The 20428-nt window shown below is 52.9% G+C and carries 19 protein-coding genes; 2 read left to right on the forward strand and 17 right to left on the reverse strand.

Annotated features, from left to right (window positions below; genetic code table 11):
- Window positions 1–7: 7 nt before the first annotated feature.
- Window positions 8–430 (reverse strand): alternative ribosome rescue aminoacyl-tRNA hydrolase ArfB, encoded by a 423-nt coding sequence (arfB, locus tag C5523_RS22425; RefSeq protein WP_039078452.1) that lies wholly within the window; start codon window positions 428–430, stop codon window positions 8–10.
- Window positions 427–972, reverse strand: coding sequence for a YaeQ family protein (locus tag C5523_RS22430; protein ID WP_079497214.1), 546 nt, complete (start codon window positions 970–972; stop codon window positions 427–429). The genes arfB and C5523_RS22430 overlap by 4 nt, the downstream gene beginning before the upstream one ends.
- Window positions 973–1165: 193 nt before the next feature.
- Here C5523_RS22430 and C5523_RS22435 point away from each other — a divergent pair, with 193 nt between their 5' ends.
- Entirely contained in the window at window positions 1166–1366 is a 201-nt protein-coding gene (locus C5523_RS22435; protein WP_039078450.1) for a YaeP family protein, read from the forward strand.
- Complete coding sequence (gene rof / locus C5523_RS22440) at window positions 1353–1613, forward strand: Rho-binding antiterminator (RefSeq protein WP_039078449.1); 261 nt, start codon at window positions 1353–1355, stop codon at window positions 1611–1613. The genes C5523_RS22435 and rof overlap by 14 nt, the downstream gene beginning before the upstream one ends.
- Window positions 1614–1642: 29 nt before the next feature.
- Here the strand turns inward: rof and tilS are convergent, their stop codons facing one another.
- The 15 genes from tilS to ispU form a co-directional block, all read right to left on the reverse strand.
- Window positions 1643–2932, reverse strand: coding sequence for a tRNA lysidine(34) synthetase TilS (gene tilS / locus C5523_RS22445; protein WP_071193696.1), 1290 nt, complete (start codon window positions 2930–2932; stop codon window positions 1643–1645).
- 69 nt (window positions 2933–3001) lie between these two features.
- A complete protein-coding gene (locus tag C5523_RS22450) occupies window positions 3002–3391 on the reverse strand; it encodes a VOC family protein (protein ID WP_039078448.1) in 390 nt (129 codons plus the stop codon).
- Window positions 3392–3447: 56 nt separating this feature from the next.
- The gene (locus C5523_RS22455; protein WP_039078447.1) at window positions 3448–5586 is read right to left on the reverse strand and encodes a lysine decarboxylase LdcC; all 2139 of its coding nucleotides are present in this window, start codon (window positions 5584–5586) and stop codon (window positions 3448–3450) included.
- Window positions 5587–5692: 106 nt separating this feature from the next.
- Window positions 5693–6652, reverse strand: coding sequence for an acetyl-CoA carboxylase carboxyl transferase subunit alpha (accA, locus tag C5523_RS22460; protein WP_039078446.1), 960 nt, complete (start codon window positions 6650–6652; stop codon window positions 5693–5695).
- A 12-nt stretch (window positions 6653–6664) separates the two neighbouring features.
- Window positions 6665–10147 carry a DNA polymerase III subunit alpha gene (gene dnaE, locus C5523_RS22465; RefSeq protein ID WP_108702005.1) on the reverse strand — a complete coding sequence of 1161 codons (3483 nt, stop codon included), beginning with the start codon at window positions 10145–10147 and terminating at the stop codon, window positions 6665–6667.
- Between the two features lie 25 nt (window positions 10148–10172).
- Complete coding sequence (rnhB, locus tag C5523_RS22470) at window positions 10173–10769, reverse strand: ribonuclease HII (protein ID WP_039078444.1); 597 nt, start codon at window positions 10767–10769, stop codon at window positions 10173–10175.
- On the reverse strand, window positions 10766–11914 hold the full coding sequence (lpxB, locus tag C5523_RS22475; protein ID WP_108702006.1) for a lipid-A-disaccharide synthase: 1149 nt from the start codon (window positions 11912–11914) through the stop codon (window positions 10766–10768). Before lpxB ends, rnhB begins: the two co-directional genes overlap by 4 nt.
- Window positions 11914–12702: an acyl-ACP--UDP-N-acetylglucosamine O-acyltransferase gene (gene lpxA, locus C5523_RS22480; RefSeq protein WP_039078442.1), complete on the reverse strand. Its 789-nt coding sequence runs from the start codon at window positions 12700–12702 to the stop codon at window positions 11914–11916. Before lpxA ends, lpxB begins: the two co-directional genes overlap by 1 nt.
- Before the next feature lie 3 nt (window positions 12703–12705).
- Window positions 12706–13161: a 3-hydroxyacyl-ACP dehydratase FabZ gene (gene fabZ / locus C5523_RS22485; protein ID WP_004145858.1), complete on the reverse strand. Its 456-nt coding sequence runs from the start codon at window positions 13159–13161 to the stop codon at window positions 12706–12708.
- A gap of 104 nt (window positions 13162–13265) precedes the next feature.
- Window positions 13266–14291, reverse strand: coding sequence for a UDP-3-O-(3-hydroxymyristoyl)glucosamine N-acyltransferase (gene lpxD, locus C5523_RS22490; RefSeq protein WP_108702007.1), 1026 nt, complete (start codon window positions 14289–14291; stop codon window positions 13266–13268).
- 3 nt (window positions 14292–14294) lie between these two features.
- On the reverse strand, window positions 14295–14789 hold the full coding sequence (skp, locus tag C5523_RS22495; RefSeq protein ID WP_039078473.1) for a molecular chaperone Skp: 495 nt from the start codon (window positions 14787–14789) through the stop codon (window positions 14295–14297).
- Window positions 14790–14908: 119 nt separating this feature from the next.
- Window positions 14909–17323, reverse strand: coding sequence for an outer membrane protein assembly factor BamA (bamA, locus tag C5523_RS22500; protein WP_071193679.1), 2415 nt, complete (start codon window positions 17321–17323; stop codon window positions 14909–14911).
- Between the two features lie 31 nt (window positions 17324–17354).
- The gene (gene rseP, locus C5523_RS22505) at window positions 17355–18704 is read right to left on the reverse strand and encodes a sigma E protease regulator RseP (protein WP_039078439.1); all 1350 of its coding nucleotides are present in this window, start codon (window positions 18702–18704) and stop codon (window positions 17355–17357) included.
- 11 nt (window positions 18705–18715) lie between these two features.
- Complete coding sequence (gene cdsA, locus C5523_RS22510; protein WP_039078438.1) at window positions 18716–19573, reverse strand: phosphatidate cytidylyltransferase; 858 nt, start codon at window positions 19571–19573, stop codon at window positions 18716–18718.
- Window positions 19574–19585: 12 nt separating this feature from the next.
- The gene (ispU, locus tag C5523_RS22515; RefSeq protein ID WP_039078437.1) at window positions 19586–20344 is read right to left on the reverse strand and encodes a (2E,6E)-farnesyl-diphosphate-specific ditrans,polycis-undecaprenyl-diphosphate synthase; all 759 of its coding nucleotides are present in this window, start codon (window positions 20342–20344) and stop codon (window positions 19586–19588) included.
- Between the last annotated feature and the right edge of the window lie 84 nt (window positions 20345–20428).

A 20428-nucleotide genomic window follows, 5' to 3' on the forward strand; every position in this document is an offset into this window, starting at 1 on the left:
TCGTCCGTCACTCCTGTGGGCGACGAACCTTCCCTCGTAGCGCTTTTACAGAAGATTTTTGCGCTTTTCCTGCCAGACGCCGCTCTTTCGATGCCCGTGTTGGACGGGTGGCCCGACGGCTTTTTTGCACCACCGTCAGTTCCCTGATTAACGCCACCAGCCGGGCAATCGCCGCTTCGCGATTCATATCCTGGCTGCGGTACTCCTGCGCCTTGATGATAACGACCCCGTCGGCCGTTAAGAGATGATGTGTCGCTGCCAGCAGCTTCTCTTTATAAAACTCGGGCAAACTGGATGCACGAATATCAAAACGCAGATGGATCGCCGTAGAGGCTTTATTTACATGCTGCCCGCCCGCCCCTTGCGCGCGAATCGCCGTAATCTCCAATTCTTCATCAGGAATGCTGACCTGGCGGGATATCTCAATCATGCGTGCTGTTGCCAGGTTGCCAGGTGGATTTCCAGATTGGTTTGAGTGTCGCTCAGCCAGATAGTTCCTTCCTGGAGAGTAGCCTGCAGTGACATTGTCCGCTCCGCCAGCCCACTCAGCATCGCCAGTTGCTCATCATCCAGGTACCAGATACTCAGATTTTTAAATCCAGCGAGTTTGCTCTGGTTCTGCTGCCACCAGATTTGTGCCGCACGCGAGTTATAGGTGAATAGCGCCACCTCTTTCGACTGCGAACAGGCTTTCTTGATGCGCCGTTCGTCCGGCAATCCGAGTTCGATCCACAGATCGATACCCAGATGATCGTTGCGCAGCCACACTTCGGGCTCGTCATCCGCACACAGCCCACGGGTGAACTGTAGCCGTTCATCGGCGAATTTAATCCATGCCAACAGGCGCAGCATCATGCGCTCCTGCGTCTCGGAAGGATGACGGGCAAGCGTCAATGTGGCATCGAGAAATTGATTCCGGTCTAAATCCGCCACATTCACAGTAGCTTTATAAATGGTTGCTTTGAGCGCCATACCGCCTCCTTTGCATAACAGCGGCTATTGTAGCGAATAAAGATATAACGTGCTGTTATCTCTTAATCTGCGGTTAATTCATCACTCTGATAATGACCCGTCGGGTATGGTATAGTCACCTTGCTAAACAGAGTTAATCTTCGTAGGCTTAATGGTATCTCACAGTAAAGCCAGGGTGCTGACAGGAGGACGTGTGGGAAATTATTGTGAGTTAATACGCCAGCGGTATGCGGAAATTGCCAGCGGAGACTTAGGGTATATCCCGGATGCGTTGGGGTGCGTATTGAAAGTTTTGAATGAAGTGGCTTCGGACGATGCCGTTTCAGAGTCGGTCAGGGAAAAGGCGGCGTATGCTGCCGCGAACTTACTGGTGAGCGATTATGTCAATGAATGATACCTATCAACCCATCAATTGCGACGACTATGACAACCTGGAACTCGCCTGTCAGCATCATCTCCTACTGACGCTCGAGCTCAAAGATGGCGAAACTTTGCAGGCAAAGGCCAGCGATTTAGTATCTCGCAAAAATGTGGAATATTTGGTTGTTGAAATTGCAGGAACAACGCGCGAACTGCGTCTCGACAAAATTGCCAGCTTTAGTCATCCGGAAATCGGCACCGTCGTGGTGAGCGAATCCTGACAGCACTTTCGGGCAGCGCTGACTGCCCGTTACTTCTGCCACATTAGCCGTACGCCAGGCTGCCCATTTTCTGCTTTGCCCTCCTGCGTGACAAACACGCCTGCCGCAGCAATCAGCGACTCACCGTAAAACAGTAGTGGTGTTGTATCCCGACGCCAGGGTGCCACGCCCAACTCCTGCCAGATCTTTTTAAGTTTACGGCCACCGTTACGCCCCTGGATGTGCAAAGTTCCCGTCGCCTGAAAGCGTACCGATACCACTTCGTCAGCGCCCGGTGGACGCAGCTCCTCGCCCGGCACAAGCCGCAGAACGCCAAGCCCATCCGGCAACGTCAGCGGCAAAAAAGGATCCGTCCATTGCAGAACTTTTTCGCGCTGACCCGCAAGCGCCTTAACCCACCACAAATAACCCTGATAACGGCGGATATCATGATCGCCAAGGCGCAAGCATGGCACTGCATCCTCTCTGGCTAACGCCACCTCTTGCCAGACCCGTAGCAACATTTCCCGGGAAGGCATCGGCGCCTGCTGCGCGGAAAGCCAACGTCGTAAGATAGCGGCACGCCGTGCCGCACTTAACGTTTCCAGCGCCGCAATCGACAACCCACCGTCACGGTGTGTCGCCGCCGCAAGCTCGTCTGCCAGCAGTTCATCCAGCAATTGCTCCTGCTCGCCGCACAAGGCCGCACTCCGGGCGACCGCATCGGCAAAATGCGGCCAGCGGGCATTCAATGCAGGCAGAACGCGTAAACGCAGGAAGTTGCGGTCATAGGCATCATCAGCATTACTCTCGTCTTCAATCCATGACAAGCCATGCTGCTGAGCCCAGCGAAGAAGGGCTTCACGTGTTTCGTTCAACAACGGTCTGAGGAGCATAGTGTCGGCAAACGGCAGCGTTTCCGGCATACCCGCAAGACCGGCCGGACCACTCCCCCGTTTAAGCGCCAGTAAAAACGTTTCGCACTGGTCGTCAAGATGCTGGGCGGTGAGCAGCAATTCTCCGGGGACTAACGCTTGAGTAAAGGCGGCATAACGGGCTTTTCTCGCCTGCGCTTCAATTCCATTGCCTTCATCCACCAGTTGTACCCGATGAACAACAAGCGGTACCAGCCAGCCATCGCAGACCTGCTGACAATGAGCAGCCCAGGCATCCGCATTGGGGCTTAATCCGTGGTGAATATGAATCGCGCGCAGGGAAATGTCCGGCTGCTGATGACGCCACTGCACCAGACGGTGCAACAGTACTGTCGAATCGAGCCCGCCGCTAAACGCCACCAAAAACTGGCGTTGATGGGCAGGAAAGCGAGAAAGTAAGGGCATGATCATGGCATTAACCGAAACGGAAATCATGCCCGGCACGTTACCGGGCATTCCTGTGACTGGCAAGGCTTACTGCTGATAGAGTTCCAGCGGAAGATTGTCAGGATCTTTAAAAAAGGTAAAGCGCTTACCGGTGTAAGGGTCAACACGAATCGCTTCGCACGAGACATTGTGCGCTTGCAGGTGAGCAACCGCCTGATCGATATCCACAACGCTAAAGGCCAGATGACGTAATCCGCAGGCTTCCGGCCCACTCGGACGTGCGGGCGGAAAGGGAAACGAAAACAACTCAATGACATACTGGCCATTCAGCGCCAGGTCTCCTTTCCAGGAGTCACGCTCTTCACGATAAACTTCGCTTTGCAGCGTAAAACCCAGGATATCGCAATAGAACGCTTTACTCTTTACATAATCCGTTGCGATGATGGCGATGTGATGTACCTGTTTTAAACCCAGCATAATGTCTCCTTTTGTCTTTGCGCACGTTACCGTTGTGACAGGTAACCCGCAAGAGGCTACGGTCTTTTTAAGACACGTACCCAATAGACGCCATCTTCTCCCCGCTTCGCGCCATGGATATCCGTTTCAAAACCCGGATAGTGCCGCCCTATCGCACAGAGCATTAACAGGAAATCCAAAACCGAGCGGCTCGCTTCGGTGATCATCTCCCCTGGCATCAGTAACGGCACGCCCGGTGGGTAAGGTAAGATCATATTGGCGGAGATACGTCCCGTAAGCCTTTCCAGTTCAATAGTTTCAACATCTCCACGGATTTGCTGCTGCCACGCCTGATGCGGAGTCAGCTTCATTTCCGGCAACACATCAAACGCCCGCAGCATCAGTTGCGGCAGATCGTGCTGGCGGATCAATTTATGGATGCCCTGCGCAAGATCCTGGATCCGCATATTGCGGTAGAAGTCGGGATCTTCGGCATACAGATCCGGCAGCATGTTCTTCACGCGTAAATTGAGATCGTAGGCACGCTTGAACTCCATTAACCCACGCAGCAGGCCCATGGCACGGGTTTTGTCGATCCCGATACTGAACAGGAACAACAGATTGTAAGGACCCGTTTTTTCAACTACCACGCCGCGCTCATCAAGAAACTTCGCCACCAGCGCCGCCGGGATCCCCTCTTCACTCATATTGCCTTGTTCATCCATACCCGGCGTCAGAATAGTCACCTTGACCGGGTCGAGGAACATGTGGTCTTCGTCAGCATCGCGGAAGCCGTGCCAGCTTTCTCCCGGCGCTACCGGCCAGCAATCGGCCTCATTGATCTCCTCGGGCTGCCAGATATCAAAGAACCAGCCATCGGCTTCATCTTTTAACCGCTGCACCTCTTTGCGGAAATGCAAAGCGCGCTCAACCGAACGGTTAATCAGCCGTTTACCGGGGTTACCGCGCAACATTGCCGCCGCGGTCTCAATGGAGGCCACCAGCGGATAGCTTGGCGAGGTAGAGGTGTGCATCATAAAGGCTTCGTTAAAGGTATCTTCGTCATACTCACCTTTCACATGGATAAGCGAGGCCTGCGAAAACGCCGCCAGCATTTTGTGCGTCGATTGCGTTTCGAAAATCACTTTCCCTGGTACCCGCTCACCGCTCATGCCGCTCTTCCCGGCATAAATGGGATGAAAGTTGGTGTACGGCACCCAGGCGGAATCGAAATGAATAGAAGGCACATCCAGCGTTTTTTTAATCCAGTCAGTGTTGTATAGCAGCCCATCGTAAGTGGAATTGGTGATTACCGCATGCACCGGCCAGGTTGCACCTGCGGTTGCAGCAATCTTTTGTTCAATGCTGGCATGAGTGAATTCCCGGCGCGGAATACCACCCAGAATCCCCAGCGCGTTACGTCCCGGTTTTAACCACAGCGGCGTAACGTCGCTCATCATTAACAGATGGGCCAGTGACTTGTGGCAATTGCGATCAATCAGCAGCGTACTACCCACCGGTGCGGCGTACATACCCACAATTTTATTGGAGGTGGAGGTGCCGTTGGTGACCATATAACTTTGCTCAGCGCCAAAGGTGCGGGCGATATACTCCTCGGCTTCCAGATGCGGCCCGCTATGGTCCAGAAGCGAGCCCAGTTCAGTGACCGAGATAGACACATCCGCTTTTAGTGTGTTGCCGCCGAAGAAATCATAAAACAGGCAGCCAACCGGGCTTTTCAGGTAGGCCGTACCCGCCATGTGGCCTGGCGTGCAGAAGGTGTATTTTCCTTCTTTCACATAGGTAAAGAGCGCTTTGGTAAAGGGCGGCGTGATGTTATCGAGATACTCTTTTGTGTACTGCCCGATACGTGTTGCAATGTCATCGGCCATCCCCAGGGCATATTCAAAAAACCACAGCGCCATCCGCATATCTTGTGCGCTGACATCCAGCGTCGAATGGGTGTTAATAAAGGCATAAAGGGGAAGATATTCGTTAAGCTGGTTGATATCGCTGCATAAATCGAGCGTGTACTCGTCCCAGTCGAAAATGACGCCGCAGATACGCGGATTGTGTTCGATGAATTTCAGCAGGTCGCTGCTGTTTTGTGGCCAGATTATCTGAAACCCTTGCGCCTGGAGCGCCTTCTCAAGCTCCTTGATCGGCTCATCTTTGTAAAAGACGCCGTGCGGCCCCATGATGGCAATAATATTCACGGTTACCTCCTGAAAAAAACCTAAGTTAATCATAGCTGAGGTAAACAGGGGGTATAAAAAAAGCCACAACACTGTGTGGCTTTTCAGAATGATCTTTCAATGCTTATCAGGCGTAACCGTAGCTCATCAGACGCTGGTAACGGCGATTACGCAGATCGTCTTTGCTCAGCACGTCCAGATCCGCCAGATCTGCAATCAACTGCGCTTTCAGAGAGGCCGCGATGGCTTCCGGGTTACGGTGTGCGCCACCTAACGGTTCCGGAATGATCGAGTCGATCAGTTTCAACTCTTTCAGACGCGGTGCAATGATACCCATTGCGTCGGCAGCCAATGGTGCCTTGTCTGCGCTTTTCCACAGAATGGACGCACAGCCTTCCGGCGAGATAACCGAATAGGTGCTGTATTGCAGCATATTCACTTTGTCACCCACGCCAATGGCCAGCGCACCGCCAGAACCGCCTTCACCGATAACGGTACAAATGACCGGTACGCTCAGACGGGACATTTCACGCAGGTTACGCGCGATCGCCTCAGACTGACCACGCTCTTCCGCGCCCACGCCAGGGTATGCGCCTGGGGTGTCGATAAAGGTAATGATCGGCATATTGAAACGTTCAGCCATTTCCATCAGGCGCAGCGCTTTGCGATACCCTTCCGGTGCCGGCATACCAAAATTACGGCGAATTTTTTCTTTGGTTTCACGTCCTTTCTGGTGGCCGATGATCATCACCGGGCGACCGTCAAGGCGAGCGATACCACCGACGATGGCTTTGTCGTCCGCATAAGCACGGTCGCCAGCCAGCTCGTCGAATTCATCAAATGCGAGGCGGACATAATCCAGGGTGTATGGACGCAGCGGATGGCGTGCCAACTGAGCGACTTGCCATGCACCAAGATCGGCAAAGATTTTGCGCGTCAGCTCTACGCTTTTTTCACGCAGACGATGCACTTCTTCATCGATGTTAATATCCAGTTTTTCATCCTGACGACTTACTGACGTCAGAGAATCGATTTTCGCTTCCAGCTCGGCAATCGGCTGTTCGAAATCAAGGAAATTCAGACTCATAGTATTCCTGTATTAGTCAAACTCCAGTTCCACCTGCTCCGAACCAATGAGGCCACGGAGATCGTTTAATAAACGATCGCTCGGAGAGACACGCCACGTTGCGCCGAAACGTAATCGTGCACGTGCATCCGCCCTCTGATAGTAGAGATGTACTGGAATGGTCCCCGAGCGATGGGGTTCCAGAGACTGACGGAGTCGGTTCAAAAGCTGGTCATCAATTTGCCTGTCCGTCAGCGAGATAGCAAGCCCGCGCGCATATTTTTCACGAGCTTCGTCAATGTCCATCACTTCGCGGGCGGTCATTTTAAGCCCCCCGCTGAAGTCATCAAAGCTGACCTGTCCGCTGACGATCAGTATGCGGTCTTTTTCCAGCAGTTGCTGATATTTGTCCAGGGCGTCCGTGAACAACATCACTTCCAGGCGCCCGGAACGGTCATCCAAAGTACAGATGCCAATACGATTGCCGCGCTTGGTGACCATAACCCGCGCAGCAATCACCAGCCCCGCCGCCGTAGTGACCTTGCCACGTTCGGTCGGGTGCATGTCTTTTAGTCGGTAGCCACCGACGTAACGATCGATCTCTTTTAAATACTGGGTGATCGGATGCCCGGTCAGGTACAGCCCCAGGGTTTCACGTTCACCGTCCAGCACCACCTGCTCTGGCCACGGCTGGCAACTGGCGTAAGACTGTTCCACCTGTTCGGGCTCTTCTGCCAGGACACCGAACATATCCGCCTGACCAATGGCTTCCGCTTTCGCATGCTGATCTGCCGCTTTCAGGGCGTCGCCGAGGGAATTCATCAGCGCGGCGCGATGCGGCCCAAGGCGGTCAAACGCCCCGGACATTATCAGTTTTTCCAGCACCCGGCGATTGAGTTTTTTGGTGTCGGTACGGGCACAGAGATCAAACAGTTCCCGGAAATAGCCGCCGTTATTACGAGCCTCGAGGATCGCTTCAATCGGGCCTTCACCCACGCCTTTGATAGCCCCAATGCCGTAAACAATTTCACCGTCGTCATTCACGTGGAAATGGTACAGACCAGAGTTGATATCCGGCGGCAGGATCTTGAGCCCCATGCGCCAGCATTCGTCCACCAGGCCTACCACCTTCTCGGTGTTGTCCATATCGGCGGTCATTACCGCCGCCATAAACTCTGCCGGATAGTGCGCTTTCAGCCACAGCGTCTGGTATGAGACTAAAGCATAGGCAGCAGAGTGCGATTTGTTAAATCCGTACCCGGCGAATTTCTCCACCAGGTCGAAGATTTTCATCGCCAGCTCGCCGTCAACGCCGTTTTTCTTCGCCCCTTCTTCGAAGGTCCCGCGCTGCTTGGCCATCTCCTCCGGCTTTTTCTTACCCATCGCACGACGCAGCATGTCCGCGCCGCCGAGGGTATAGCCAGACAGCACCTGGGCTATCTGCATCACCTGTTCCTGATACAAGATGATGCCGTAGGTCGGCTCCAGTACCGGTTTCAGGCTCTCATGCTGCCACTGTACGTCCGGGTAGGAAATCTCTTCGCGCCCGTGCTTACGGTCGATAAAGTTATCCACCATTCCCGACTGCAGTGGGCCCGGACGGAACAGGGCCACCAGGGCTATCATATCTTCGAAGCAGTCAGGCTGCAGACGCTTGATCAAGTCTTTCATGCCGCGGGATTCAAGCTGGAATACCGCTGTGGTTTCCGAGCGCTGCAGCATGTCGAAGCTTTTCTTGTCATCAAGCGGGATAGCGGCGATATCAAGCGGTGGCTCGCCGTTCTTCTCACGACGGGCGTTGATCATCTCCAGCGCCCAGTTGATGATGGTGAGCGTACGCAGCCCCAGGAAGTCGAACTTCACGAGACCCGCGTATTCCACGTCGTTCTTATCAAACTGGGTGACCGGATGTTGCCCCGCCTCATCACAATAGAGCGGTGCAAAATCGGTGATTTTGGTCGGCGCGATAACCACACCACCGGCGTGTTTACCGGCGTTACGCGTGACGCCTTCCAGCTTACGCGCCATATCAATTAGCGCTCTGACTTCCTCGTCAGCCTCGTAGATTTCTGGCAGTTGCGGTTCCGCTTCAAAGGCTTTCGCCAACGTCATACCAGGATCGGGCGGCACCAGCTTAGAGATACGATCAACAAAACCGTACGGATGCCCCAGCACGCGGCCCACGTCGCGGATAACCGCTTTCGCCGCCATCGTACCGAAGGTAATAATCTGCGATACCGCATCACGCCCGTACATATCTGCTACATGCTCGATAACCTGATCGCGTTTTTCCATACAGAAGTCAACGTCGAAGTCGGGCATGGAGACACGTTCCGGGTTAAGGAAACGTTCGAACAGCAGGTCGAATTCCAGCGGATCGAGGTCGGTAATTTTCAGCGCGTACGCCACAAGCGATCCTGCACCCGAACCACGGCCCGGCCCTACCGGCACGCCGTTATCTTTCGACCACTGGATAAATTCCATAACGATAAGGAAGTAGCCCGGGAACCCCATCTGGTTAATAACCTGGAGTTCAATATCCAGACGTTCATCATACTCAGGGCGTTTCTCTTTACGGACCGTCTCATCCGGGAAAAGGAATGCCAGACGCTCTTCCAGGCCCTCTTTCGACTTCGCGACAAGAAAATCTTCGGTGGTCATATCCCCGGTCGGGAACTGGGGCAGGAAGTACTCGCCCAGACGCACCGTGACGTTACAACGTTTGGCGATTTCTACCGTGTTTTCGAGCGCTTCCGGGATGTCAGAGAAAAGCTCACACATCTCGTCTTCGCTGCGCATATATTGCTGCGCAGAGTAATTACGCGGACGCTTGGGGTCATCAAGGGTAAAGCCGTCGTGAATCGCGACACGGATTTCATGGGCATCAAAGTCGCCCGCATCGATAAAACGCACGTCATTGGTCGCCACAACAGGCAGACCGCGTTCTTCGGCGAGCCGTACCGCCGCATGCAAATAGTTCTCTTCGTCCGCGCGACCGGTACGAATCAGTTCGAGATAATAGTTGTTGGGGAAATGCTCTTCGTAAAACGCCACGCACTGCTCGACCAGCGCGCTATTACCGCGCATCAGGCTTTTACCAACATCCCCCATCCGGGCACCAGACAACAGGATCAGCCCGTCTTTCAGCTCAACCAGCCAGTCGCGGTCAATCCATGGCCCCGCCGCCCCGTACCCACGCTGATAGGCACGAGAAATTAGCAGCGTCAGGTTTTGATAGCCGACGTTGTTTGCTGCCAGTACAGTGAGCTGCGTCAGTTCGTCCGCGAGTAGTTCGCTCTGAACATGAAAATCGGCCCCCACAATCGGTTTTAACCCCGCGCCATGGGCCGTTCCGTAGAACTTCACCAGGCCACACAGGTTGGTAAAATCGGTGATCGCCAGCGCTGGCATGCCGAGCGCGGCCGCCTTTTTCACCAGCGGCCCGGTTTTCGCCAGCCCGTCTATCATGGAGTAGTCGCTATGCACCCGCAGGTGTACGAAACGTGGTTCAGCCATTTTCAGATCTCTTCACGTCACAGAATCAGGACACAAGGCCCAGCACGCGTTTGACGGGCGCAAAGCTGCGCCGATGATGTTCCGTTGCGCCATGCTCAGCCAGTTTTTCCAGATGGAAAGCGGTTGGATAGCCTTTATGCTGCGCGAAACCGTATTGAGGAAAAGTCAGATCGAGCGTGGCCATTTCTGCATCGCGGGTGACCTTCGCCAGAATGGAGGCGGCGCTGATTTCAGGCACCCGACTGTCACCTTTTACAACCGCCAGCGAAGGCATCGGCAGTTTGGGGCAACGGTTGCCATCAATGAGAACATACTCCGGAATAATACCCAAACCAGCGACCGCACGCTGCATCGCCAGCATCGTGGCATGCAGAATATTTAACTCGTCGATTTCGTGCGGCTCTGCACGGCCCAGACTCCAGGCCAGCGCCTTCTCTTTGATCTCGTCAAACAATGCCAGACGGCGTTTCTCAGATAATTTTTTCGAGTCATTAAGACCGATAATAGGACGCGCCGGATCGAGGATAACAGCAGCAGTCACCACTGCGCCAACCAACGGGCCGCGTCCAACTTCATCCACACCGGCAACCAGGTGTGTATGGGGGTAAATAAATTCCATCATTGTGCCAACTCCAGTACGGCATCTGCGGCCTGCTCATCGGCATTACAGCGGATCTGCAGATGCAGCTCCCGGAAAATATCGTGCATCGCGTGGCTGGTTTTGCCCTTTGCCAACAGGGGAAGTAACGCATCAGCCAGCGCCTGAGGCTGACAGTCATCCTGCAGCAGCTCTTTAACAAGCTCACGGCCCGCCAGTAAATTGGGCAGCGAAACGTAATCGGTTTTAACCAGACGCTTCGCCAGCCAGAAGGTAAACGGCTTCATCCGATAACCCACCACCATCGGGCATTTCGCCAGCATACACTCCAGCGCGGCTGTGCCGGATGCCAGCAATGCTGCATCACTGGCGATCATCGCTTCCCGCGCCAGGCCATCCAGCATATGCACGCGCAGCTCAGGGGCCACATCCGCTTTGATGCGTTCAAACTGCTCGCGACGCTTTGCATTCACCAACGGAACCACAACTTCCAGGTCCGGATAATGCTTACGCAACAGCTGCGCCGTATGCAAAAAGTCAGCGCTCAGCATCTCAACCTCTGCGCCACGGCTGCCCGGAAGTAACGCAAGGCAGTGCGCGTCATGGGGAATGCCTAATGTGTCCCGCGCCGCATTTTTATCCGGATCCAGCGGCATCGCATCCGCCATGGTATGACCGATAAAACGGCAGGGAACATTGAATCTATCGTAAAACGCTTTTTCGAAAGGCAGAAATGCGAGCACCAGGTCGGTGGCTCTGCCTATTTTGAAAACGCGTTTCTGGCGCCAGGCCCATACCGAAGGGCTGACATAATGAATGGTCCTGATGCCCTTCTTTTTCAGGTTCCCCTCAAGGGTAATATTGAAATCGGGTGCATCAATGCCGACAAAGACATCGGGTTTAAGCTCGCTAAAGCGACGCGTGAGGTCGGCACGGATATGCAGCAGACGTCGCAGGCGACCAAGCACCTCGACAATCCCCATCACCGCCAGCTCTTCCATTTCGTACCAGGCCTCGCAGCCTTCGGCCTGCATACGCGGCCCGGCAACACCGACGAAACGCGCATCGGGCATACGCGCTCTCAGTGCGCGGATGAGACCCGCACCAAGAATATCGCCGGAGGTTTCTCCGGCGACGAGGGCAATCGTTAACGGACGACGTTCAACCATTACCGAATTAAACCACGCGTGGAACGTTCAAAAAACGCCATGAACGTTTTCACTTCCGGATGCTGTTCTGCCAGCTCGGCGATTTCAGGTTTCGCTTCATCCAGCGTTTTGCCGCTGCGGTACAGCAGTTTATACGCGTTACGGATTGCGGTGATCGCTTCGCGGCTAAAGCCACGACGCTTAAGACCTTCAATATTCACACCAAACGGAGTGGCGTGGTTACCCTGAGCAATCACGAACGGTGGAACGTCCTGTGCGACACCAGAACAGCCGCCAACCATAACGTGCGCACCGATAATGCAGAACTGGTGCACCGCGGTCATACCGCCGATGATCGCGAAATCATCAACGGAAACGTGGCCTGCCAGTGTGGCGTTATTCGCCAGAATGCAGCGGCTGCCAACGGTGCAATCATGCGCAACGTGCGCATTGACCATCAGCAGGTTGTCACTGCCCACCTTCGTCAACCCACCGCCTTGTACCGTGCCACGGTGAATGGTGACGCTTTCGCGGATGCGGTTGCGATCGCCAATTTCCACGCGGGTCGGTTCACCAGCATATTTCAGATCCTGGTTAACCTCGCCGATGGAAGCGAACTGATAAATCTCGTTATCGCGACCAATTTTGGTATGGCCATTAATAACAACATGAGACTTCAGTACGGTGCCTTCGCCGATTTCGACGTTAGCGCCAACAATACAAAACGGACCAATGTGAGCGTTAGCACCAATAACGGCACCGTCTTCAACAATGGCAGAAGGATGAATAAAGGCGGTTTTATCAATCACGTATCAGGCCTCCCGGCTACGTGCACACATCATAGTAGCTTCACAAACAACTTTACCGTCTACCAGCGCGACACCCTTGAAGCGAGTCAGGCCACGGCGCGTTTTTTCGAAAGTTACTTCCATGATCATTTGATCGCCTGGCACAACCGGACGCTTAAAGCGCGCTTCATCGATACCTGCGAAGTAGTAGAGCTCGCCTGGTTCCAGTTTACCGACGCTTTTGAACGCCAGAATACCGGTTGCCTGCGCCATCGCTTCCAGAATCAACACGCCAGGTAAAATCGGTTTGCCTGGGAAATGCCCCTGGAAAAACGGCTCATTTACCGAAACATTTTTAACTGCGCGCAGAAAACGACCTTCTTCAAAGTCCAGCACACGGTCTACCAGCAAAAACGGGTAACGGTGCGGCAGAAGCTCCAGAATCTCTTCAATGTGCAGAGTATGAGTGTCAGTAGTCAAAATACTCTTCCTGTCTAAATATACTAAAAGGCCATAATAACACGGCCCGCGGCAATCGTAAGAATGCCGACAGGCCGGGAAGTTTAAACGTAGCGAGCGAGCTATTAGTCTTCTTTATTGACTTTACGCTCAATAGCTTTGAGGCGCTTGCTCATGTCATCAATGTTCATCACCAGGGCTGCGGTTTTACGCCACACCTTGTTCGGCTGTAGCGGGATGCCGGAGGAATAAATTCCTGGCTCGGTGATAGGACGCATCACCATCCCCATTCCCGTCACGGTGACTTTATCGCAGATTTCCATATGCCCGTTGATAACGCTGGCACCGCCAATCATGCAATAACGGCCAATTTTCAAACTACCCGCCATGATGACGCCACCAGCAACCGCGGTATTGTCGCCAATCACGACGTTATGTGCAATCTGGCACTGGTTATCAATGATGACACCGTTACCAATGCGGGTATCATCCAGCGCACCGCGATCGATAGTGGTACATGCACCAATTTCAACACGATCGCCGATGATGACACGACCAAGTTGTGGGATCTTAACCCAGGTGCCGCGATCGTTAGCATAACCAAAACCATCAGAACCGATCACGGTGCCCGATTGAATCAGGCAATTCTCACCGATCTCGATTTCATGGTAAATGGTCACATTGGCCCATAAACGGGAGCCCGCACCAATTTTCGTATTTTTCCCAACGAAGCAGCCGGGGCCAATGACAACATTGTCGCCAAGCGTCACGCCGGATTCGATGACTGCGTTTGCGCCAATCGCCACGTTGTTTCCCAGCGTCGCATCAGGATCGATCACCGCCCCAGGGGCGATTTTCTGAGCCGGTTGCGGCGTGGTATCAAGAATTTGGGCCATGCGTGCGTATGTCAGGTAGGGGTTTTTCACTACCAGAGCCGCACTCGTGGCAAAAGGAAGATCGTCCTGCGTCATGACGACAGCAGACGCCTGACAGGCAGCTAAGCTTTCACGGTACTTTGGATTTACCATGAAGGTGATTTGCCCTGCTTTAGCGGATTGCATGGACGCAACGCCGGTGATGACGATATCGCCATCACCGTGTAACTCTGCATCCAACTGTTGAGCTAAATCAGACAGTCGAATTGAAGGCATTACTTATTTAACCTGTTTCAGTACATCAGCAGTGATGTCTTTAACGTCATTGCTGTTGTAGATAGCGGCGTTAGAAGGAATAACCAGATCCACGCCCTGATCGGAAGCAACTTTCTTCACAGCAGCCTGAATTTTGGTCATCAGCTTGCCACGTTCTTCGTTAGAACGACGAGCCTGATCCTGCTCGAAAGCCTGACCTTTCTGTGCCAGATCCTGACGCTGAGCCTGGATATCTTTTTCCAGCTTAGTACGATCGGCCGCTTTCATTGTGGAACCGTCACGCTGATAGCGCTGCATTTTAGTCTGCAGGTCAGATTCCATACGCTGCAGTTCGCTGGCACGGCCACTGAATTCGTTTTTCATTGTCTGAGAAACGCCAGAAGTCTGCGCAACCTGTTGGAACAGGCTGTTCATGTCTACGACCGCAATTTTATCGGCCGCCTGAGCAGACGTTGCCATTGCCAAACCTACACCTGCAGCTAATAACCACTTTTTCACAATTAACTCCTCACCATCCCGTTTGTACCCGAAGGTACCGTTCTTTGCGTTGGCAGGCAGTACGAAGCGCACTGCCTCACCATCACGACACTACTTATGCATTCCTTCGCTGCGGCAAGTTACCAGGTTTTACCAATGTTAAACTGGAACTGTTCTGCCTTGTCTCCATCGTATTTCTTAAACGGCTGGGCGTAGGAGAAAACCAACGGCCCCAATGGGGACATCCATTGTAAGGCGATACCCGCGGACATACGGATATTGCTCGGGTCACTGTAATCCGGTATGCCTAACGCTTTCATATCAGCAGTGTTTTGCCAGTTGGTATCCCAAACGGTACCTGCATCCCAGAAGAACGATGTGCGCACAGAATTCGCATACTTCTCACTAATAAATGGCGTCGGCGTGATGAACTCTACGCTTGCCACGCCCATTGCGTTACCGCCCACGGCGTCATTAGAACTACAGTATTTCTTAGTCGTCGAATCACAGTTATCCAGCCCCTTCGCACCGTAATAAACGGCTTTCGGACCAATGTTGTTGGATTGGAAACCACGAACGCTGCTGGAACCACCAGCATAGAAGTTCTCATAGAACGGCAGTTCTTTACCACTTAAGCCGTCACCATAACCCCAACGTGTACGTCCCAGAACAACCCATTTATGATCGTCATCGATCGGGAAGTAGGAAGCCGTATCAATTGTAACTTTGTAGAACTCGTTATCGGAACCCGGAATCGTCACCTTACCGTTCAGGTTGACACGTGAGCCCTTGGTCGGGAAGTAACCCCGGTCAAGGTTGTTGTATGTCCAACCATAGTTGAAGGTGAAGTCGTTTGCCGTGAAACCGTTATTATCGTCGGTTTTACTGGCGCTTTGACCAATGGAGTCCAGATAACGCCACATCGCCACCTGCGGTTCCATCTTAGACAGATCGTTATGGACATAGCCTAAGCCCACACGCAGGGTATTGTATTCGTTAACCGGGAAACCTAACGTGCCATCCAGACCATAACTTTTGTTGGTGTAGGAAGACAGATCAGCATCGTCAGCTTTAAAGTCATTGTAGAAGATACGCCCGCCGAGACTCACACCATCCACCGTAAAGTACGGGTTGGTCACCGAGAATTCGGAATAGGTCTGGTAGTCGTTCTTCGTACCGTTGATACCCACGGAGTAGCCAGTACCCAGCCAGTTGTCCTGCTGGACACCCACCTGGAAGCTCACACCGCTCTCTGTACCGTAGCCAACACCGAAGTTGAAGCTACCGGTGTTACGCTCTTTAACTTTGTACACGACGTCAACCTGGTCCGGGCTGCCCGGCACACGCTGCGTATCGGTATCTACCGTTTCGAAGTAACCCAGACGGTTCAGACGCTCTTTACCCTGATCTACAAGGTCGCTGCCCAGCCAGGCACCTTCCATCTGACGCATCTCGCGGCGCAGAACGGCATCTTTCGAAGTATCGTTACCTTCGAAGCGAATTTTACGCACGTAATAACGGTTACCCGCATCGACGTTTACATGCAGCTTAACGGTTTTATCCGTATCGTTGATTTCCGGCTGCGACTGAACGCGCGGGTAGGCATAACCATAGCGACCAAGAAGTTTTTTAATGTCATCTTCCATTTTGGTCACTTTGGTGCCGTTATACAGCTCGCCCGGCTGGATTTTGGTCAGGCTTTCAATCTCCGCGGAGTGACCCGCCAGATTGCCGCTGACTTCAACACCAGAGAGTTTGTACTGATCCCCTTCGGTCACGTTGACGGTGATGTAGATACCTTTTTTATCCGGCGTCAGACTCACCTGCGTGGAATCAATATTAAAACGCGCATAACCGCGATCCAGATAGTAACTACGCAGGGTTTCAAGATCGCCCGCCAGTTTCTGTTTCTGGTACTTGCGATCGCCCACCACGTTCCACCATGGCACTTCATCGCGCAACTGGAAGGTAGAGATCAGCTCTTCGGTCGTAAACGCATGGTTCCCGACGATGTTGATCTGTTGGATCTGGGCTGATACGCCTTCCTGGAAGACCAGTTTAAGGTCAACACGGTTACGTGGCAGAGGCGTAACGACCGCCTTCACGCTGGCACTGTATTTACCGACACTGTAATAGAAATCTTCCAGACCTTTTTCGATATCAGACAGTGTAGTGCGATCCAGAGATTCACCAACACGTACGCCTGAAGCTTCAAGGTTCTGCTTGAGCATGTCATCTTTCACCGACTTGTTGCCGGAGAAAGTGATACTGGCGATTGTCGGACGTTCTTTTACCTGAACGAGAAGGGTATCACCGTCGCGGAGTACGCGAACATCCTCGAAGTTACCAGTGGCAAACAGGGCGCGGATGGTGTTACTGATGTCTTCATCATTCACCGTGTCGCCTGGGCGAACCGGCATACTGAGGAGGGCCGCACCAACGGCGACACGCTGCAGGCCTTCGAAATGAATGTCCTTCACTACGAACCCGTCAGCACCGTATACGGTGGCGCTGCTAAACAGCAGCGACGCTATGAGCAACTTTTTCATCGCCATCGTTATTATGCGTTCTTCCTAACAAACTCTCTTACAACCGAGAGAAATCATTGAAAAGTGCAAGCCCCATTAACAACACCAGCAAAATCGAGCCAATGCGATAACTAAAGTCTTGAACCCGCTCGGATACCGGTCCGCCTTTCAGCTTCTCAATCGCTAAAAACAGCAGATGCCCCCCGTCGAGGACAGGTAATGGGAACAGATTGATGATACCTAAGTTCACGCTTATCAACGCGAGGAACATCAGGTAGTAAATCAACCCGAACTCTGCTGACATCCCAGCCCCCTGAGCGATCGAGATCGGCCCACTGAGGTTGTTCAGTTTTACGTCACCGGTTATCAATTTCCCCAACATACTGACCGTCAGCTTCATCAATTGCCACGTTTTGTCCGTAGCTTCAGCGATGGCGCTAAATGGCCCGTACTGGCGTACTGTCTTATATTCATCCGGCAGCGGGATAATTTTCGGCACAACGCCGGCAAAACCCTCCGCCTTGTTACCGGGTTTCGCATCCGGTATTAGCGTTAAAGACAAGGGACTCCCATGCCTTTCAATGTCCAGTGCTAACGGTGTGCCCGGATTATCGCGCACCAGGGTGACAAACGTCATCCACTGCGTTAGTTGCTGACCATCGACTTTAACGATCCTGTCGCCAGCTTGCAAACCTGCTTTGCTTGCAGCCGAGCCTAATTGTACCTCAGCTAATACCGGTTCAATCTGCGCACCGCGAGGACGAATCCCTAATGACGCGACCGGGTCGTCTTTATCAGGTGCAAAATTCCACTGTTGTAAATCGAGAACTTTGTCCTGGCGGTTATTGCTCCCAAACGGAGCCACGCTGAGTGTGGTTTGCTTGTCGCCAATTTTGGCGATCAGCTGCAAACGCACTGCGTCCCAATCAGGCGTTTCGATGCCATCAATCGCTTTAAGTTCCGTTCCTGGCGTAATTTGCGCATTTGCCGCGATGGAATTGGGCGCAATTTCACCAATAACCGGGCGAACACCCGGTACACCGATGATAAACACCAGCCAGTAAGCCACGATAGCAAAGAGGAAATTGGCGATCGGTCCCGCCGCGATAACCGCAGCACGCTGGCCAACGGTTTTATTGTTGAAGGCGTAATGGCGCATTTCCGGCGTCACCGGTTCAACACGCTCATCCAGCATTTTGACGTAACCACCAAGCGGAATGACGGCAATAACGAATTCCGTACCTTGCTTGTCCTTGCGACGCCAGAGCGCTTTGCCGAAACCAATGGAAAAACGCTCGACTCTCACGCCGCAACGGCGAGCAACCCAGAAATGGCCAAATTCATGCACGGTGATTAGAACACCAAGCGCAACAATGAACGACGCCAAATCCCAGAGAAAGCTCAGCATAAAACCGTCCGTTAAATCGTCCTGAAAACCAGTAACAGCAGACAGGCAAATACAGGAACCGCCGCCGTCAGGCTGTCGATGCGGTCAAGTATACCACCGTGACCGGGGATTAAATGACCACTGTCTTTAATACCGGCTTCACGCTTAAACATGCTTTCCGTCAGATCACCCAGCACCGAGGCCAGCGCCGCGATCACAGAACAGAGTAATAATGTTGATGGCGCAACTTCGAGATTTGCCCACGCACCATATCCCCAGGAAATAATTCCTGCGGTAAACAAGCCGCCAATAAAGCCTTGCCAGGTTTTTCCCGGTGACACCTTCGGTGCCAGCTTATGTTTGCCAAACAGTTTGCCAAACATATACGCACCTGAATCTGCGCCCCATACCAGGATCATGATATACAGCAACCATAACGCCCCGCTGTAGTGATTATCAGCGTAATGCCATGACCGCAGCGCCAGCATACCCCAGAAAAAAGGAATAATTGTGAGAATGCCGAAAATCAACCGTATAGGTTTCGAATTACGCCAAATTGCTGCAGATGCAGGATAACCCAGCACCAGCACCAGAGCGATAACCCACCAGACAAGCGAAGCCCAAAGTGAAACCTCGACGACTGGCTGATGAATATTATGATGGTACTCCGGCAGCATAAACAACATCAGTGCCAACACCAGCCCGCATAATACTGCCAGCCAGACACGCTGTGTCCGTGACGTAAAACCGCTCAGTTGTCCCCATTCCCATGCAGCCAGCATGCAAACGGCAAGCGTAACAATCGCAAAACCCACAGGCGGCAATAAGAACAATGCAGCAATGACAATGGGTATTAATACAAACGCAGAAATCAGGCGATACTTCAGCAAAAGCTACCCCCATCAGGCTTTGTCGCCACCTGGCTCGGTGCCGCCGAAACGACGCTCTCGATTGGCAAAGGCATGCAGCGCACCTTCAAAGTCTTGTTCATCAAAATCGGGCCAAAGAACATCCGTAAAGTAAAGTTCGGCATAGGCAATTTGCCAAAGTAAAAAGTTACTTATGCGATGTTCCCCACCCGTCCTAATCACTAAATCTACAGGTGCCAGTTCATGCATACAGATTTGCTGGCTCAGCAAATCTTCATCAATTTGGTCAGGATGCAATACCCCTTCCTGAACCTGAACGGCCAATTGCCGTACTCCCTGTACGATATCCCAGCGTCCGCCATAATTCGCCGCGATATTTAGCGTCAGCCCCGTATTCTGGGCAGTCAACGCTTCCGCTTTACGAATACGCTCTTGCAGACGCGCGTTGAAACGGCTGGTATCACCAATAATGCGCAAACGCACATTATGTCGGTGCAGGCTCTTCACTTCACTGTCCAGCGCCCACACAAATAATTCCATTAACGCACTGACTTCCTGCGCTGGACGATTCCAGTTCTCACTACTGAACGCGTAAAGCGTTAACGCATCAATCCCGCTGTTGGCAGCAAAAGAAACGGCCCGGCGGACTGATTTCGCACCCGCTCTGTGTCCAAATGCCCGTATCTTTCCTTGTCTTTTCGCCCAGCGACCATTGCCGTCCATAATGATTGCTACATGGCGACAGCCATGTGCTGGCAAATTTTCGCTCATTGGTTGATTCGCAGACAACATAACGCGTTTTAGTCCCTGAAAAGGATTTAGCGGTACTCAGGAATACAAAAGCCTTTACGCAAAAAAGCCGTGTCAACCACGGCT

The organism is Phytobacter sp. SCO41 (genome assembly GCF_003073275.1).
GTDB lineage: Bacteria > Pseudomonadota > Gammaproteobacteria > Enterobacterales > Enterobacteriaceae > Phytobacter > Phytobacter diazotrophicus.

Excerpts from the sequence above, each read along its gene's own strand:
- rof (WP_039078449.1), top strand. The coding sequence starts at position 1,353 with ATGTCAATGAATGATACCTATCAACCCATCAATTGCGACGACTATGAC.
- rnhB (WP_039078444.1), bottom strand. The coding sequence starts at position 10,769 with ATGATGGAATTTATTTACCCCCATACACACCTGGTTGCCGGTGTGGAT.
- C5523_RS22450 (WP_039078448.1), bottom strand. The coding sequence starts at position 3,391 with ATGCTGGGTTTAAAACAGGTACATCACATCGCCATCATCGCAACGGAT.
- lpxD (WP_108702007.1), bottom strand. The coding sequence starts at position 14,291 with ATGCCTTCAATTCGACTGTCTGATTTAGCTCAACAGTTGGATGCAGAG.
- arfB (WP_039078452.1), bottom strand. The coding sequence starts at position 430 with ATGATTGAGATATCCCGCCAGGTCAGCATTCCTGATGAAGAATTGGAG.
- rseP (WP_039078439.1), bottom strand. The coding sequence starts at position 18,704 with ATGCTGAGCTTTCTCTGGGATTTGGCGTCGTTCATTGTTGCGCTTGGT.
- tilS (WP_071193696.1), bottom strand. The coding sequence starts at position 2,932 with ATGCCCTTACTTTCTCGCTTTCCTGCCCATCAACGCCAGTTTTTGGTG.
- bamA (WP_071193679.1), bottom strand. The coding sequence starts at position 17,323 with ATGGCGATGAAAAAGTTGCTCATAGCGTCGCTGCTGTTTAGCAGCGCC.
- ispU (WP_039078437.1), bottom strand. The coding sequence starts at position 20,344 with ATGTTGTCTGCGAATCAACCAATGAGCGAAAATTTGCCAGCACATGGC.
- lpxB (WP_108702006.1), bottom strand. The coding sequence starts at position 11,914 with ATGGTTGAACGTCGTCCGTTAACGATTGCCCTCGTCGCCGGAGAAACC.
- accA (WP_039078446.1), bottom strand. The coding sequence starts at position 6,652 with ATGAGTCTGAATTTCCTTGATTTCGAACAGCCGATTGCCGAGCTGGAA.
- dnaE (WP_108702005.1), bottom strand. The coding sequence starts at position 10,147 with ATGGCTGAACCACGTTTCGTACACCTGCGGGTGCATAGCGACTACTCC.
- C5523_RS22430 (WP_079497214.1), bottom strand. The coding sequence starts at position 972 with ATGGCGCTCAAAGCAACCATTTATAAAGCTACTGTGAATGTGGCGGAT.